This is a genomic window from Geodermatophilus sp. SYSU D00079 (assembly GCF_054050635.1).
Window position 1 is genome coordinate 66,149 of the sequence record NZ_JBJGZS010000021.1, and the last position, 16,377, is coordinate 82,525.

The 16,377-nt window shown below is 74.4% G+C and carries 15 protein-coding genes; 9 read left to right on the forward strand and 6 right to left on the reverse strand.

Features of this window, described 5'->3' with window-relative positions; translation table 11 throughout:
* Positions 1-46 precede the first annotated feature (46 nt).
* The gene (locus ACI79E_RS16450; protein WP_456933643.1) at positions 47-811 is read left to right on the forward strand and encodes a crotonase/enoyl-CoA hydratase family protein; all 765 of its coding nucleotides are present in this window, start codon (positions 47-49) and stop codon (positions 809-811) included.
* A gap of 114 nt (positions 812-925) precedes the next feature.
* Entirely contained in the window at positions 926-2,215 is a 1,290-nt protein-coding gene (locus ACI79E_RS16455) for an MFS transporter (protein ID WP_456933644.1), read from the forward strand.
* 3 nt (positions 2,216-2,218) lie between these two features.
* Here the strand turns inward: ACI79E_RS16455 and ACI79E_RS16460 are convergent, their stop codons facing one another.
* The 4 genes from ACI79E_RS16460 to ACI79E_RS16475 all read right to left on the reverse strand — a co-directional run bounded on the left by ACI79E_RS16460 (position 2,219) and on the right by ACI79E_RS16475 (position 6,402).
* Positions 2,219-2,593 carry an ester cyclase gene (locus ACI79E_RS16460; RefSeq protein ID WP_456933645.1) on the reverse strand — a complete coding sequence of 125 codons (375 nt, stop codon included), beginning with the start codon at positions 2,591-2,593 and terminating at the stop codon, positions 2,219-2,221.
* 63 nt (positions 2,594-2,656) lie between these two features.
* The gene (locus ACI79E_RS16465; protein ID WP_456933646.1) at positions 2,657-3,898 is read right to left on the reverse strand and encodes an acyl-CoA dehydrogenase family protein; all 1,242 of its coding nucleotides are present in this window, start codon (positions 3,896-3,898) and stop codon (positions 2,657-2,659) included.
* An 85-nt stretch (positions 3,899-3,983) separates the two neighbouring features.
* Positions 3,984-4,814, reverse strand: coding sequence for an IclR family transcriptional regulator domain-containing protein (locus ACI79E_RS16470; protein WP_456933647.1), 831 nt, complete (start codon positions 4,812-4,814; stop codon positions 3,984-3,986).
* 100 nt (positions 4,815-4,914) lie between these two features.
* Positions 4,915-6,402, reverse strand: a complete 1,488-nt coding sequence (locus tag ACI79E_RS16475; RefSeq protein ID WP_456933648.1) for an amidohydrolase family protein — start codon at positions 6,400-6,402, stop codon at positions 4,915-4,917.
* A gap of 239 nt (positions 6,403-6,641) precedes the next feature.
* Here ACI79E_RS16475 and ACI79E_RS16480 point away from each other — a divergent pair, with 239 nt between their 5' ends.
* The 6 genes from ACI79E_RS16480 (at position 6,642) to ACI79E_RS16505 (ending at position 12,282) form a co-directional block, all read left to right on the forward strand.
* Positions 6,642-7,856: a CaiB/BaiF CoA transferase family protein gene (locus tag ACI79E_RS16480; protein WP_456933649.1), complete on the forward strand. Its 1,215-nt coding sequence runs from the start codon at positions 6,642-6,644 to the stop codon at positions 7,854-7,856.
* Positions 7,853-8,692 carry a citryl-CoA lyase gene (locus ACI79E_RS16485; protein ID WP_456933650.1) on the forward strand — a complete coding sequence of 280 codons (840 nt, stop codon included), beginning with the start codon at positions 7,853-7,855 and terminating at the stop codon, positions 8,690-8,692. The genes ACI79E_RS16480 and ACI79E_RS16485 overlap by 4 nt, the downstream gene beginning before the upstream one ends.
* A complete protein-coding gene (locus ACI79E_RS16490) occupies positions 8,685-9,548 on the forward strand; it encodes a DODA-type extradiol aromatic ring-opening family dioxygenase (protein ID WP_456921192.1) in 864 nt (287 codons plus the stop codon). The genes ACI79E_RS16485 and ACI79E_RS16490 overlap by 8 nt, the downstream gene beginning before the upstream one ends.
* 34 nt (positions 9,549-9,582) lie before the next feature.
* Positions 9,583-9,942, forward strand: coding sequence for a hypothetical protein (locus ACI79E_RS16495; RefSeq protein WP_456933651.1), 360 nt, complete (start codon positions 9,583-9,585; stop codon positions 9,940-9,942).
* A 13-nt stretch (positions 9,943-9,955) separates the two neighbouring features.
* Complete coding sequence (locus ACI79E_RS16500) at positions 9,956-10,936, forward strand: quinone oxidoreductase family protein (protein ID WP_456933652.1); 981 nt, start codon at positions 9,956-9,958, stop codon at positions 10,934-10,936.
* A gap of 140 nt (positions 10,937-11,076) precedes the next feature.
* The gene (locus ACI79E_RS16505; RefSeq protein WP_456933653.1) at positions 11,077-12,282 is read left to right on the forward strand and encodes a cytochrome P450; all 1,206 of its coding nucleotides are present in this window, start codon (positions 11,077-11,079) and stop codon (positions 12,280-12,282) included.
* 45 nt (positions 12,283-12,327) lie between these two features.
* Here the strand turns inward: ACI79E_RS16505 and ACI79E_RS16510 are convergent, their stop codons facing one another.
* Both ACI79E_RS16510 and larA read right to left on the reverse strand, forming a co-directional pair.
* Positions 12,328-13,470, reverse strand: coding sequence for a glycerate kinase (locus tag ACI79E_RS16510; protein WP_456933654.1), 1,143 nt, complete (start codon positions 13,468-13,470; stop codon positions 12,328-12,330).
* Positions 13,467-14,765: a nickel-dependent lactate racemase gene (larA, locus tag ACI79E_RS16515; RefSeq protein ID WP_456933655.1), complete on the reverse strand. Its 1,299-nt coding sequence runs from the start codon at positions 14,763-14,765 to the stop codon at positions 13,467-13,469. Before larA ends, ACI79E_RS16510 begins: the two co-directional genes overlap by 4 nt.
* Before the next feature lie 311 nt (positions 14,766-15,076).
* Here larA and ACI79E_RS16520 point away from each other — a divergent pair, with 311 nt between their 5' ends.
* The gene (locus ACI79E_RS16520; RefSeq protein WP_456933656.1) at positions 15,077-16,270 is read left to right on the forward strand and encodes an acyl-CoA dehydrogenase family protein; all 1,194 of its coding nucleotides are present in this window, start codon (positions 15,077-15,079) and stop codon (positions 16,268-16,270) included.
* The last annotated feature ends 107 nt before the right edge of the window (positions 16,271-16,377 follow it).

Genomic DNA, 16,377 nt, shown 5'->3' on the forward strand with positions numbered 1-16,377 from the left:
CCCGGCCCGGGCCGGTGATCCCCCAGACGACTGCGAAGGAGGCCCCGTGGCGGACGAGGTGCTGGTCGAGCGGCGCGACGGCGTCCAGGTCATCACGATCAACCGGCCGGAGGCGAGGAACGCGCTCACCCGGTCGGTGGCCGAGGCCGTGGCGGCGGCGGTCGACGAGCTCGACGCCGACGACGGGCTGCGGGTCGGCGTCCTCACCGGCGCCGGCGGCACCTTCTCCGCCGGGATGGACCTCAAGGCGTTCCTGCGCGGGGAGACCCCGGCCATCGAGGGCCGCGGGCTGTGCGGGATCACCCAGACCCCGCCGCGCAAGCCGTTCGTCGCCGCCGTCGAGGGCTGGGCGCTGGCCGGCGGGTTCGAGCTGGTGCTGGCCTGCGACCTCGTCGTGGCCGCGGAGGACGCGCGGTTCGGCGTCCCGGAGGTCAAGCGCGCGCTGGTCGCCGCCGCCGGCGGGGCGTTGCTGCTGCCGCGGCGGGTCCCGACCAACGTGGCGATGGAGATGCTGCTGACCGGCGACCCGATCAGCGCCCCGCGCGCGGCCGAGGTGGGCCTGGTCAACCGACTGACCCCGACCGGGGGCGCGCTGGACGGCGCCCTGCAGCTGGCCGCCACCGTCGCCGCCAACGGCCCGCTGGCTCTCGCCGTCACCAAGCAGGTCGCCCGCGGCGGCGCGGACTGGACGACGGAGGAGGGCTGGGCGCGGCAGGCGGAGCTGGTCGCCCCGGTGGCCACCAGCGCCGACGCGCGGGAGGGCGCCACCGCCTTCGCCGAGAAGCGGGCCCCGGTCTGGCAGGGCCGCTGAGCCGGTGCCGGTGCGGGGACGTCGTCCCCGTGCCGGAAGGGCTGTCGGAGCCGGTCCCGCCGCGGTGGTAGACCGGCAGGGTGCAGGCGCAGGGTCTGCCGGATCGAGGGGGACATGAGCGCGGAGACCACACCCGAGCCGGGGGTCGCCACCGCGCCGCCGACGACCCCGCCGCCCCTGGGCGCGCTGGCGATCCTGCGCATCGGCGGGTTCCTCGTGCTCTACCTCAACGCCGCCGCGGTCTTCCTCGGCGTCATGGGCCAGGCGATCGCCCGCAGCTGGCTGGCCTTCGAGCTCACCGGCTCCAACGCCGCCCTCGGCGGGGTGCTGCTCTCCTTCGGCATCGCGCTGCTGATCGCCACCCCGTGGGGCGGGGTGGCCGCCGACCGGCTGCCCAAGCGGCTGGTGCTGCAGCTGTCGGTCCTGGTCCTGGCCGCCTCGAGCGCGTGGATCGGCCTGGCCGTCGTCTTCGACGTCATCGAGTACTGGATGCTGCTGGGCGCCGGCGTCCTCCAGGCGGTCGGGTTCGCGCTGTTCAACCCGGCCCGGATGGCGTTCCTGTCCGAGCTCGTGCCGCGCGGGTCGGTGCCGCAGGCGGTGTCGCTGCTGCTGGTCAACGCCGAGGTGAACCGGGTCGTCGGCCCCGCCCTGGCCGGTGTGGTGGTCGGGGCGGTCGCGTGGGGAACCGAGGCGGTCTTCCTCACCAGCGCCGGGCTGGCCACCGTCGGGGTGCTGCTCACCGGCGCGCTCCCGCCCGGGCGCCGGCGCGGGGAGCCGTCGGACCGCTCCCCGCTCGGGGAACTGGCCGACGGCGTCCGCTACGTCCGGCGGCACCGCGAGCTGTCCGCGCTGACCTGGTGCGGCATCGGCGTCACGATGTGCGGGATGCCGTACCTGGCGTTCATGCCGACCATCTCCAGCGACCTGTTCGGGCTCGGCTCGGTCGGTTACGGCGTGCTCTCGGCCATGTCGGCCGTCGGCGGTGTCACGGCCGGCCTGCTGCTCGGACGGCGGTCGTCCCGGGCGCGGGAGGGGCGGGTGTTCGCCGGCTCCGGGGCGCTGTTCGGCCTGGCCATCTGCGCGCTGGCCGTGACCCCGAACGCCGGTGTCGCCGTCGCCGTCCTGCTGGTCATCGGCGGGGCGATGCTGGCCTTCCAGACCACCAACCAGTCGCAGCTGATCGCGCTGTCGGACATGGAGTACCACGGCCGCGTGCAGTCGCTGATCATGCTCAGCTTCGGGGCCTTCGGCATCGCGGCGCTGCCGCTGGGCCTGCTCGCCGACGTCATCGGCCTGCGCTGGACGCTCACCGGGATGGGCGTCGGCGTCCTGCTGTTCGTGCTGCTCTACGTACTCGTCAGCCGGCGCGGGGGCAGCGCCCGGCAGCTGCGCGACCTGGGCTGACCCTCAGCGCCAGTCGACCCCGGGCAGAGTCGCGCTCCAGGACTCCACGATCCGGCCGTCGGCCACCCGGTGCACCACCAGCCAGGTGACCACCGAGGTGTCGCCGGTGTCGAGGTTCACCCCCGTGGTCGTGGCGCGGGTCCAGACCCGGTCGCCCTCGGTGACCTGGTCGTCGACGGTCGTGGCCGGGTCGTGCAGCAGCTGCCAGGAGTTGGCCACCTCGCGCCGGAACTCCGCACGGGTCAGCGACCGGGTGCCGGCCGACGAGTGCCGGACGTAGGGCTCGCCGATCAGCTCGTCGATGACCCCGAGCTCCCGCCGGTTCCACAACCCGTCCCAGTACCGCCGCACGATCGCGGTCACCGCCTGCTGCTCCACGGGCCCGACCTTAGAGGCGGGCCCCGGCGCCGCCGTCCGACGGCACCGGGACCGGCCCGTCGTTCACTCCACGACCACCCGGCCGGGGGGCAGCAGCGGCTCGCGCTTGAGCTCGGCCCGGGCGATCGAGCGCAGGTGCACCTCGTCGGGGCCGTCGAACAGCCGCATCGCCCGGTGCCAGGCGTACATGGCCGCCAGCGGCGTCACGTCGGTCATGCCGGCGCCCCCGTGCACCTGGATGGCGCGGTCGATGACGCGGGTGGCGGCGCGGGGGACGGCCACCTTCGCCATCGCCACGAGGTCCTTGGCGGCCTTGTTGCCCTGCGTGTCGATGACCTGGCAGGCGCGGTGGCACAGCAGGCGGGCCTGCTCGATCTCCAGCCGGGACTCCGCGACCGACTGCTGGACGACGCCCTGGTCGGCCAGCGGCCCGCCGAACGCCACCCGCTCGGTGGCACGCGCGGTGAGCAGCGCCAGCGCGCGCTCGGCCGCGCCGAGGGCGCGCATGCAGTGGTGGATGCGGCCGGGGCCCAGCCGGGCCTGGGCGGCGGCGAACCCGCCGCCCTCCTCGCCGACCACGTTGGTCACCGGCACGCGGACGTCCTCGAAGCGCACCTGGGCGTGGCCGTGCTGGTCGTGGTGGCCCAGCACCGGGTAGTCGCGGACGACGGTCACCCCGGGGGTGTCCCGCGGCACGATCACCATCGTCTGCTGGCGGTGGGTCGGCGCCGACGGGTCGGTCTTGCCCATGAGGATGAACAGGGCGCAGCGGGGGTCCATCGCGCCGCTGGTCCACCACTTGCGGCCGTTGATGACGTAGTCGTCGCCGTCCCGCTCGATGCGGGTGCCGATGTTGGTGGCGTCGCTGCTGGCGACGTCCGGCTCGGTCATGGCGAACGCCGAGCGGATCTCGCCCTGCAGCAGCGGCTCCAGCCACTGCTTCTTCTGCTCCTCGGTGCCCAGCAGGTGCAGCAGCTCCATGTTGCCGGTGTCGGGGGCGGCGCTGTTGATCGCCTCCGGCGCGAGGTCCAGGCTCCACCCGGACAGCTCCGCGATCGGCGCGTACTCCAGCTGGGTCAGCCCGGACTCCGCCGGCAGGAACAGGTTCCACAGCTCCCGCTCGCGCGCCTTCTGCTTGAGCGTCTCGACCACCGCCGGCACCTCGTGCCCGTCGGGCCCGGCCGCCCGCCGCGCGGCCAGGTACTCCGCCTCGGCCGGCAGCACCTCCTCGCGCATGAAGGCGACCATGCGGTCGTAGAGCTCGCGGGCGCGGGGGGACGGCGGGGACAGCTCGTTGTGCGACATGGCATCTCCTGTCGGACCGGCGGGGGGCTCCGCCTCGACCGTAGGGACTCCCGCTGCCGCCCGCGCGCGGGGTGGGGGCGACCCGTCAGGCGCTGGCCGGGCCGCCCTCGGCGGCGCGGGCGACGTCGCGGTGCGGGCGGGACTGCCACACCGCCCACTCCGCGCTGACGTCGCCCGCGGTGCGCAGGAGCCGGGGCAGGTGCTCGCCGACCAGGTGCGCCGTCGAGGTCTCCGCCGCGTGCACGGTGACGTTCATGGCCGCCCGTACCGCGCCGGAGGCGTCGCGCACCGGGACGGCGACCGAGCGGACCCCCGGGGCGAGCTCCTCGTCGGCCAGCGCCCAGCCCCGCGCCCGGACGTCGACCAGCTCCTCGCGCAGCTGGTCGGGGGTGCGGCCGATGTAGGCGGGCAGGCCCGCGCGGCTGGGCTGGGCCAGCGTCGCCTCGAGCTCGGCCGGGCTCAGGGCGGCCAGCAGCACCTTGCCCTGCGAGGTCTGCACCGCCGGGAACCGGGTGCCGATCTCGACCCGCAGCGTGATCAGCTTGGGCACCGACACCCGCGCCACGTACACGACGTCGGAGCCGTCCAGCTGCGTCATGGACGACGACTCGCCGGTGCTGGCCACCAGCGCCTCCATGTGCGGCCGGGCGATGTCCCACAGCCCCAGGGCGCCGACGTAGGCCATGCCGAGGGTGAGCACCTTCGGGGTGAGCTGGAAGGCGTTGCCGACCGCGCGGACGAAGCCGAGCTCCTCCAGCGTGAGCAGCAGCCGGCGGGCGGTCGGGCGGGCCAGGCCCGCGGCCGTGGCCACCTCCGACAGCGTCATGCTCCGGTGGTCGGCGTCGAAGCAGGCCAGCACGTCCAGCCCCCGTGCCAGCGCCTCGACGAAGTCCGGTCCGGTACCGCGACCCGCCATCGTGTCTCCCCCTGTCTCCGGCGAGATCACGCGATCTCGCCCGCCTGCGCCGGCGGCTCCGTGCGAGATCACGCGATCTCGCACGGATCCGCCGCAGAGGTCAGCGTCCGAGGACGCGGTCCTCGCCGCCGGCCCGCTTCGACTCGTCCTTGAAGTCGCTGTACTGGTACGGGTTGTCGAGGATCTCGGCCTCCGCGGCGGGCTTGTCGGGGAACATCCCGGCCTGCCACGCCTCCTCGCCGATCTCCGCGCGCAGGTACTCGATCGTGTTCTCGATCTCGCGGCGCACCGGCGCGAGGTCGATCCCGACCAGCCGCCCGTCGTACTTCACGACCCGGCCGTCGACGATGACCGTGTGGACGTCGCCCCGCTGTGCCTGGAACGCGACGTGCCCCAGCGGGTTGAGCAGCGGGAAGGACACCGGGGAGGCGTCGTTCTTGACGAGCACGACGTCGGCCTTCTTGCCGACCTCCAGGCTGCCCAGGTCGTCGTCGCGGCCGATCGTGTGCGCACCGCCCCGGGTGGTCCACTCCACGACCTGCTGAGCGCGCAGCCGCAGGTGGGTGATCGTGTCGCCCTTGAGGTGCGCGGTCAGGTGCTCGGACATGCGGTCGGCGTTGAGCGTCGCCCGCATCGCGGAGAACATGTCGCCGCTCCACCACACGCTGGTGTCCATCGACAGCGACACCGGGATGCCGTACTGCAGCACCTGCTCGGTGGGGGCGTGCCCCTGCCCCGCGCTGCACTCCGACTCCGTGGCCACCGAGATCGAGCCACCGGTGGCGGCGATGCGCTGGTAGGAGTCCCGGGTCAGGGTGGACGCGTGGACGTAGGTGGTCTCCGGCGTCATGAAGCCGTTGTCGTACATCTGCTGGATGCCGGTGTCGCTGGTGGCACCCCACACGCCGGCGTGGGTGGTCACCGGCAGCCCGAGGTCGCGGGCCACCTCGAAGGCGGCCTTCTCGGGGAACGCCGGGTCGCCGGTCACGTCGAAGGCGATCTGCACGCCCATCATGTCGTCGCGGGCGTCGCGCAGCCGCTCCAGGAACGACCGGACGGCGGGGTCGGCGGTCCACTCCCAGGGACCGGCCTGGATGTTGCCGTAGGCGAGGACGAAGCGACCGGGCACCGAGCGCAGGGCGTCCAGGGCGGCCTCGGCGTGGTCGACCGACTGCAGGTTGTGCGACCAGTCGACGGTGGTGGTGACACCGGCGTCGAGGGACTCGATGGCGGCCAGCCGGTTGCCGGCGGCGATGTCCTCGGGGCGGAACTTCTTGCCGTGCTCGAGGTAGTACCAGACGAAGTACTGGGTGAGGGTCCAGTCCGCGCCGTAGCCGCGCATCGCCGTCTGCCACATGTGCCGGTGGGTGTCGATCATGCCCGGCATGACGATCCCGCCGGAGGCGTCGATCTCCTGGGTGCCCTCGGGGACCTCCAGGCGCGGGCCGACGGCGGCGATCCGGTCGTCGACGACGAGCACGTCGGCGTCGGGGAGCACGGTGCAGGCGCCGTCCATGGTCAGCACGGTGCCGCCGCGCAGGACCACGGGGCGTCCGGCCTGCGGGACCGGGCCGTCGGAACTGGTCATCGTCTCCTCCTCGAGACAGGCGACCGAGCGGACCTGCGTCCGTATACCGGTCACGACGTCGGATCGAGCCACCCTCGCGCCGCGTGCGCGACGCTGTCAACACCTCCGCCCGCCGCGTCGGCGGGCGGCGCGGTCACCGGCGGCGGCTTGACAGTGACGGAGGTCGCCCCAAGACTCAGGACGCGGTGTGCGGACCTTCGTCCGCATGCCGGTCGCCAGCTATGAGAGGGGCTTGCCCGATGACCGCACACGCGCTCCCACCGGGCGTGACACCGGGTGGGGGCCCGCTCTCGGGCCTGCTGGTCGCCGACTTCTCCCGGGTCCTCGCCGGCCCCTACGCCACCATGCTCCTGGCCGACCTCGGCGCCGAGGTGGTCAAGGTCGAGAGCCCCGCCGGGGACGACACCCGCAGCTGGGCGCCGCCGGTCCGCGACGGGGTCTCCACCTACTACCTCGGCGTCAACCGCAACAAGCGCTCCATCGCCCTGGACCTCAAGGACGACGGCGACGCGGCCGCCGCGCGGGAGCTGGCCCGCCGCGCCGACGTGCTCATCGAGAACTTCAAGCCCGGCGGCCTGGCCCGGTTCGGCCTGGACTACGAGACGGTCGCCGAGGACAACCCGGGCATCGTCTACGCCTCGATCAGCGGCTTCGGCAGCGGTCCGGAGGGCCGCAAGCTGCCCGGCTACGACCTCATCGTGCAGGCCATCTCCGGCCTGATGAGCCTCACCGGCGACCCCGACGGCGAGCCGTACCGCGCCGGCATCTCGGTGTTCGACGTCATGGCCGGACTGCACGCCACCATCGGCGTCCTCAGCGCGCTCAACGCCCGGCACGAGACCGGCCGGGGCCAGCACGTCGAGGTCAACCTGCTCGCCTCGGCGCTGTCCGGGCTGGTCAACCACTCCAGCGCCTACGTCGCCGGGGGCGTCGTGCCCTTCCGCATGGGCAACAGCCACCCGAGCCTGTTCCCGTACGAGCCGCTGCCGTGCTCGGACGGCGACCTGATCATCACCGCCGGCAACAGCGGCCAGTTCCGCAAGCTGGTCGAGGTGCTCGGCGTGCCCGAGCTCGCCGACGACCCGCGCTTCCTGCGCAACGAGGACCGCACCGCCAACCGCGACCAGCTGCGGCCGCTGCTGGTCGAGCGGCTGCGCACGCGGACCAAGCAGGAGTGGTTCCGCGACATCATCGCCGCCGGGGTGCCGTGCGGGCCGATCAACACCGTCGACCAGGGGGTGGCCTTCGCCGAGGAGGTCGGCCTGGACCCCGTGGTCACCGTGGGGGAGGGGGACGCCGCGGTGCCGTCGGTGCGCAACCCGATCCGGTTCTCCGCCACCCCGGCCGACTACCGGCTGCCCCCGCCGCGCCTGGACCAGCACGGTGCCGAGATCCGCGAGTGGCTGGCCGCGCCGGCCGCCCGCACCGCCGACGGGCGGGAGGGGACGGCGTGAGCGACGAGGGCCGCCCGGTCTACGAGACCGCGCTGGGCGCCTCCAGCCTGGAGAGCATCACCCTCCTGGGCTCGGACCTCGCCGGCGACGTGATGGGCGAGGTGGGCTTCGGGGAGCTGGCCTTCTGGCTGGCCACGCAGCGACGGCCGTCGAAGGGGGAGACCCGCGTCTTCGAGGCGGTGCTGGCGGCGCTGGCCGACCACGGGTTCACCCCGACCGCGATCGTCACCCGGCTGACCTACCTGTCCGCCCCCGACTCGGTGCAGGGGGCGCTCGCCGCGGGCCTGCTGGGTGGCGGTTCCCGGTTCCTGGGGGTCACCGAGGACTGCGGCCGCTTCCTGCACGACGTCCTCACCTCGTTCGACGGCGACCTGCCCACCGACGACGCCGGGTGGGACGCCCTCGCGCGGGAGACCGTGCAGGCCCAGCGCGCGGCCCGGCGGTTCGTGCCGGGCCTGGGCCACCACGTGCACAAGCAGGGCGACCCCCGCACCCCGCGGCTGTTCGCGATCGCGGCGGAGGAGGGGCTCTACGGCCCGCACCTGTCGCTGTTCGCCGCGATCGGCCGCGTGCACCCCCAGGTGCTGGGGAAGACGCTGCCGCTCAACGGCGCCGGCGTCTGCGGGGCCGCCCTGGCCGACCTGGGGCTGCCGCTGGAGCTGCTGCGCGGGTTCGCGCTGCTGGCCCGCACCGCGGGGCTGATCGGCCAGCTGGCCGAGGAACTGCGGCACCCTGTGGGCAACCAGATCTTCCTGTCGGTGGACCTCAACAACCGGTCCGTCGCGCCCGACCCGTACACCCCTGACATCGACGCCAACGGAGGTCGGCATGGCTGAAGTCGCCGCGGTCATCGCGTCCACGCACCACCCGTTCTACTACCGGGCCAAGACGTCGACCGGCGCGGACCGCCCGCCGTTCGCCGACGAGTGGGTCGCCAAGCAGGAGGCGTTCGCCGAGACGCTCAACCGTGCCGAGCCCGACGTGCTGGTGATGGTCGGCAGCGACCACTTCCACCAGCTGTGGCTGGACAACATGCCGCAGTTCCTCGTCGGCAAGGCGCCCTGGTTCGACGCCAACTGGTACAACGAGGAGCGCGAGTTCGGCCTGCCCCGGCTGAAGCTGCGCGGCGAGGAGGACCTCGCGGCGCACATCCTGCGCGACGGCCTGGACCGGGACTTCGACCTGGCCTTCTCCAACGAGCTGCGGATCGACCACAGCATCACCTGCCCGATCATCGCGCTGCGGCCGGAGGCCGACCTGCCGATCGTGCCGGTGTACACCAACATCTTCGCCCCGCCGCTGCCGCAGCCGAGGCGGTTCGTGCAGCTGGGCAAGGCGCTGCGCGAGATGGTCGAGTCCTGGGAGAGCGACAAGCGGGTGGCGATCATCGGCACCGGTCACCTGTCGCTGGAGCTGGGCGGCCCCCGCCAGTTCGGCGAGCACGGCCCCGACCCCGAGTTCGACCGCAAGGCCATCGAGTGGATCGCCAGCGGCGACATCGAGGGCTGCCTGGCCGAGGTCAGCCTGGACAGCCTGCACGCCCCGGGCAACGCCACCCACGGCTTCATGGACTTCATGCTCATGATGGGCGTCGCCGGCGAGGGCCAGAAGGCCGCCCACGTCGACAGCCTCGACCTGTTCCACACGATGGAGGCCTACTTCACCTGGTACCCCAACGGGGCCCCGGCCTGAGCCCGCGGACGACGACCGGAACGGAGATCCCGGCATGAGCAAGTACCTGCTCGACAAGTTCCTCTACACCGTCGACCGCGACCCCGACCTGGTCGAGCGCTACCGCGAGGACCCGGCCGGCACGGTCGAGTGGTGGGAGGCCGAGATGGCCAACAAGATCCTCAACGTCGTCGACGCCGAGAGGTCCACCTGGCTGGAGTTCACCGACGAGGAGCGCACGGCCCTGCGCGAGCACGACCACGTGACGCTGTTCCAGATGGGCGCCCACCCATTCCTCACGCTCACGCTGTTCATCGCCATGTTCGAGCGCGACCACGGCCCGCTGGAGTACCAGAAGGCGTACGGGAAGGCGATGGAGCACATCTCCATGCCCTACCCGGACATCTCCACCTGAGCGGGCGGACGCCGTGCGCGCGGCCGTCCTGACCACCCCCGGCGCGCCGCCGCGGCTCGGAACGCACCCGGCGCCCGAGCCCACCGTGGGCCGCACCCTGGTGCGGGTCACCGCGGCGCCGGTGGTGCCGCTGGACCTGCTCTGCGCCTCGGGCACCTCGTACTTCGGCCGCCCGGCGACGCCGTACGTGCCCGGGGTGCAGGGCGTGGGCGTCGTCGAGCGGTCGGGGGTGCACCGGCCGGGCACCCGGGTCTGGTTCGCGACGTCGGCCGGGATGGCGCCGGGCGACGGCAGCCTCGGCGAGCTGTGCGCGGTGCCGGACGCCGACGTCGTCCCGGTGACCGCGGACGTGCCCGACGAGCTCGCCGCCGCCCTGGGGCTCTCCGCGGTCGCCGCCTGGATGGCGCTGACCTGGCGCGGGCGGTTCGTGCCGGGGGAGCGGGTGGTCGTCCTCGGTGCGGGGGGCGCCGTGGGTCAGGTCGCCGTCGGCGCCGCGCGCCTGCTGGGTGCCGCGCGGGTGGTCGCGGTCTGCCGGCCGGGCGGCTCCGCGGAGCGGGCCCGCCGGGCCGGCGCCGACGAGGTGGTGCCGCTGTCGGCCGACGTCGACGACCTCACCGCCCGGCTCGCGGAGGCGACCGGTGCGGCCGACGTCGTCGTCGACCCGGTGTTCGGGACGGCGGCGACCGCGGCCTCCCGGGTGCTGGCCCCCTTCGGCCGGCTGGTGACCCTCGGTGGCGCCTCAGGCGACGAGGCGCGGTTCTCCTCCTCGGTGCTGCGCAGCCGCAGCGCCGAGGTGCTCGGCTACACCAACAACGCCCTCACCCCCGAGCAGCGGGCGCAGGCGCTGACCGACGTCCTCGCGCACGCCGAGCGCGGCGCCCTGGCCGTCGACCACCTCGTGCTGCCGCTGGCGGAGGTCGAGCGGGGCTGGGCGCTGACCGCCGAGGGCGCCGGACGGCGGGTCGTGCTCGTCCCGGGACCGCCGACCGGCTGACCGCCGTCCCGCCCTCCGCCGGGCGGTTGTGGCCCTTGACACACCGCGGAGCGCCGGGCATCGTCCCGGTGTCCGCGACGCGGACAACTGTCCACTACCGCAGCCGTGCGGCCCCGCGCGTTGGAAGGACCCCTCCGGACATGACCACGACCGCACCGACCTCGGCCCCCACCTACGACGGGGACATCTTCACCGACGAGGCGCTGCTCGAGCCCTACGAGGACTACCGCGCCCTCCGCGAGCTGGGGCCCGCGGTCTGGCTGTCGCAGCACGGCGCCTACGCCGTCGCCCGGTACGACGAGGCCAAGGCCGTCCTCATGGACAGCGACACCTTCCGCTCGGCCAACGGCATCGCGCTCAACGAGCCGGCCAACCAGGCGATCCTCGGCTGCACGCTGGCCAGCGACGGCGAGCTGCACGCGCACCTGCGCCAGGTCGTGGCCCACCGGCTGACCCCGCGCGCGCTGCGGCCGATGAAGGACACCGTCACCGAGAAGGCCGAGGAGCTCGTCGCCGCCCTGGTCGAGAAGGGCTCGTTCGACGCCGTCGCCGATCTGGCCCGGGCGCTGCCGCTGTCGATCGTCCCGGACTTCATCGGCTGGCCGCAGGAGGGCCGGGAGCACCTGCTGCGCTGGGCCGGCGCCAACTTCGACTCCTTCGGGCCGATGAACGCCCGCACCGAGCGGGCGCTGCCGCAGTGCGGCGAGATGGCCGCCTACGGCGCCGAGATCGTCCGCACCCGCAATGTCTCGCCCGGCAGCCTCGGCGCCGGCGTCCTCGAGGCCGTCGACAGCGGCGACATCTCCACCGAGCAGGCGATGATGCTCATGCTCGACTACCTCGCCCCGTCGCTGGACACGACGATCAGCGCGGTCGGCAGCGCCGTGTGGCTGTTCGCCGAGAACCCCGACCAGTGGGACCTCGTTCGCAACGACCCCGGCCTGATCCCGAACGCGGTCAACGAGGTGGTGCGCATCGAGTCGCCGATCCGCTCCTTCGGCCGGCTCACCAGCCGCGACACGACGATCGGGGACGTGCAGATCCCCGAGGGCTCCCGGGTGCTGGTCATCTACGCCTCGGCCAACCGGGACGAGCGCCGTTTCGAGCGGCCCGACGAGTTCGACGTCACCCGCGCCAACGCCGTCCACCAGCTCGGCTTCGGCATGGGCGAGCACGGGTGCGCCGGCGCCGGCCTGGCCCGCATGGAGACCGAGTCCCTGCTGCGGGCGCTGGCGCCGCGGGTGGACCGCTTCCACCTGCAGGGCACCGAGCGGGCGCTGAACAACCTCATCCGCGCCTTCGGCCGGGTCGACGTCACCATCGACCGGACGCCCACCGCGGGCTGAGCACCGACCGACGCCGCACCGGGCCCCCTGCCGCCGGCAGGGGGCTCAGTGCCGTCCGCGCAGCTGCTCGCCGATCCGCTCGCCCACCGTCTCCAGCAGCGCGGCGGCGTCGGTCATGCAGCGGGTGACGTCGGGCTCCAGCTCGGCCAGCGTGTGCACCGCGCCCAGCCCGGCGTCCCGGGCCTGGGCCGCGCTGATCGCGCTGCGCCCGGCGACGGCGACCACCGGCGTCCCGGCCTCCCGCGCGACCGCGGCCAGCCCGACCGGGCCCTTGCCGCGCAGGCTCTGGCCGTCCAGCGAGCCCTCCCCGACCACCACCAGCGCGGCGCCGCGCACGGTGTTGGCGAAGCCGGTGAGGTCCAGCAGCAGCCGGACGCCGGGGGTGAGCCGCGCGCCGAGCACGCTGGCCAGCCCGAAGGCGATGCCGCCGGCCGCCCCGGCGCCCGGCTCGTCACGCCGGTCGGCCCCCGTCGCGTCGGCCACGACGTCGGCCCAGCGGGTCAGGGCGGCGTCCAGCCGGTCGACGGTGGCCGGCGCAGCGCCCTTCTGCGGGCCGTAGACGGCCGCGGCGCCCTCCGGACCGGTCAGCGGGTTGTCCACGTCGCAGGCCACGACCAGCTCCGCCTCGGCCAGGCGCGGGTCCAGGCCGGTGAGGTCCAGGCGGGCCGCTGCGGCCAGCCCGGCGCCGCCGGGGACGACGTCGCCGCCGTCGGCGGTGCGGATGCGGGCACCCAGGCCGACGAGGGCGCCGGCGCCGCCGTCGGTGGTGGCGCTGCCGCCCACGCCGAGCACGATGCGACGCGCCCCGGCGTCGAGCGCGTCGGCGACCAGCCGGCCGACGCCGAGGGTCGTGGCGTGCAGGGCGGTCGACTCGGTCGGGCCCGCGGGCGGCAGGAGCGCCAGGCCGGCCGTCGCCGACATCTCGAGGACGGCGGTGTCGCCGCGCACCGCGTAGCGGGCCGCCACCGGCTCCCCGAGCGGGCCGGGCACCTCGCGGGTCCGGGCGGTGAAGCCGTGGGCGAGCACGAGGTCGACGGTGCCCTCGCCGCCGTCGGCGATCGGCGTCTCCACCAGCTCGGCGTCCGGGAGGCTGCGGCGCAGGCCGCGGGCCAGGGCGGCGGCCACCTCGGCGGCGGGCAGCGACCCCTTGAACTTGTCGGGGGCGAGCACGATCCGCGGTGTGGTCATCCCGGTCGGCCGGCGAGGTAGGGGATCGTCTGGGGCCCCTCGGGGAGGTAGCAGACCCGGGCGCCGGGCCCGTGCCGCCGGACGGCGTCGTCGATCGCCCCGGCCAGGTCGGGCGCGGGGACCAGGTGCGCGGCCCGGACCTCCTCGGCGGGCAGCCCGGAGCAGTGCAGCTGCACCTCGGCCTTGGCGAGGACGCGCGCCAGCACCTGCACCTGCCACTGGTCGGGGACCGAGAAGCCGGGGGAGTTGATGAGCTCCAGCAGGCCGGCCGGGTCCGGCGCCGAACCCAGCACCTCCGCGAAGGAGCCGTGCGCCGGCAGGCCGTCGGCGCACTCGGCGGCCACGACCACCGTCCCGCCCGGGCGCACCACCCGCTCGGCGGCGGCCATGCCCTTCACCGCCTGGTAGAGGTTCTGGTCCAGGGGGAAGCCGGAGTTCGTCGTCACGACCACGTCCATCGGGTGCGGGACGGCGCGCATCGCGGCGGCGCGGGCGAGCTCGCAGGCGCGGGCGTGCATCGCGAACAGCTCGCCGCAGACCACGTGCGTGATCCGCTTCTGCCGGTCCAGCAGCACGTCCAGGGCCAGGTCGGGCGCCGCGGCCGCGGCACAGGCCCGGATGTCGCGGTGGACCGGGTTGTCCTCCACCACCCCCCAGGTGGCCAGCGGGCTGCCGATGCGGGCGGCGTCGTGCAGCACCATCACGGTGTCCAGACCGGCCAGCCCGGGGGCGACCATCTTCGGCCCGCCGCTGAAGCCGGCGAAGAAGTGCGGCTCCACGAAGCCGGTGGTGATCCGCAGGTCGGCGGCCAGCCACCGGGAGTTCAGCTCCAGCGGCACGCCGTCCCCGACCGTGCCCAGGGAGGTCAGCGACGAGCGGTCGCGGGCGTCGTGGTTGACCACCTCGCAGCGGCTCATGACGTCCTCGCCCAGCATGGCGCGCAGCTCGTCCCGGGTGTTGCCGCGGTGCGTGCCGGTGGCGACCAGGACGACGACCTCGCAGCCGCGGGCGGCGCCGTCGATCTCCTCCAGCAGGGCGGTCAGCACCGGCTCGCGCGGCTGGGCGCGGGTGCCGTCGCACACCGAGACCGCGATCGTCATGCCGTCCCGGACCGTCGTCGCCAGCGGCGGTGCCCCCAGCGGGTCGCGCAGGGCCGCCCGCAGGGCGCCGGCGGGGTCGGGCAGCGCCGGGTCGTCGTGCGGCGTGACCACCAGGGCGCCGTCGTGGCGGGGGACGTCCACGGTGCCCCGGCCGTAGGCGAGGGACACGACCGGAGCCGCTGATCCGACCGTCATCGCTGCACCGTCTCCCACCCGCGTCCGTCTGCCGACCGGTCGTACGGTGCTGGCGGCCGGAGGGCGTGTCAAGCGCGCGGCGGTGGACGCCGGTCCGCGTCCCGCGACATGTGTCTCTTGACACACCCGCGCGACGCGCCGGAGACTTGGTGCGGATGGTTGTCCGTCAGACGGACACGGCGGGTGGGCCCCTGGGTCACTGCCGGCCCGGTACGGACGGCCCCTCGCCAGTGGCCCGCCTCGTCGCGGTCACGCCGACGTCCCGCCCCACCCGACCCGCACGAGCCACGCTCAGCAGAACAGGAGCCACCATGACGACGACCGCCCCCGACCCGGCCCTCGCCACCTCCGGCGGGGTGGAGCCGGCCGACCTGGTCGCTGCCGCCCGCGCGCTGCAGCCCCTGGTCCGGGAGAACGCGGCCGCCAACGAGGCCGCCGGCCGGCTCGTCGACGCGGTCGACGACGCCCTGCACGAGGCCCGCCTGTACGGCATGTGGACCCCGCGCGAGCTGGGTGGCGCCGAGTGCGACCCGATCGAGTCGCTGCAGATCGTCCAGGCGCTGGCCGAGGCCGACCCGTCGACCGCGTGGGTGCACATGGCCGCCTCCCTGGCCATCGGCACCGGTGGGGCCTACCTGCAGGACGCCGCGGTCAAGGAGATGTTCTCCGGCGAGCGGCTGCCCGTCGTGGCCGGCCAGGGCACCCGCCCCGGCACCGCGAAGACCGACGGCGACGGCTTCCGGCTCAGCGGCGACTGGAGCTTCGCCTCGGGCATCAAGCACTCGCAGTGGATCCACACCCTCGGCATCATCGAGGAGACCGGCGAGCCGCGGATCTTCGTCCTGCCGGTGGAGAAGGCCGAGCTGATCGAGACCTGGGACGTCATGGGTCTCAAGGCCACCGGCAGCATCGACTACAAGATCCGCGACGTCTTCGTGCCCGAGACCTTCACCCACCTCGGCCCGGTCGAGGAGGGCCGCCGCGGCGGCTGGATCTTCAAGCTCGGCATCATGCACTTCGCCCTCATCGGCCACTCCGCGTGGGCGCTGGGCGTCGCGCGGCGGATGCTCGACGACCTCGCCGACCAGGTGCGCGGCAAGGCCGGCCGGGCCGGCTCCATGGCCGAGAACCCGCGCTTCCACGCCACCTACGGCGAGCTGGAGGGCAAGTACCACGCGGCCCGGGCGTTCGTGTACGAGGTGTGGCGGGAGGCGACCGAGACGCTGCAGAACGGCGGCCAGCTCGACTCCGACCAGCGCACCCGCCTGCGGCTGGCGCTCTACAACGCCACCTGGACCGCGGAGGCCATCAGCACCGAGGTCTACAAGGCCGCGGGCACCTCGGCGCTGCGCACCGGTGCGATCCAGCAGTACTTCCGCGACATGCACGCCGGCACCCAGCACGTCACGTCGGCTCCGCACGTGGTGGAGGGCTGCGGCAAGTTCCTCGCCGGCCTGGCCCCCGACCACACCTGGCTCTACATGAACCTCGTGCCCAAGGGCTGAGCCGCACCGACGACGAGAGGGGCGGGGCCGGGGGGGCGGGGCCGGGCGGCCCTCGTGTGGGGGGGGGGGGTGGTGTATATCGGGGCGCACGGGCGCCCCCCCCCCCG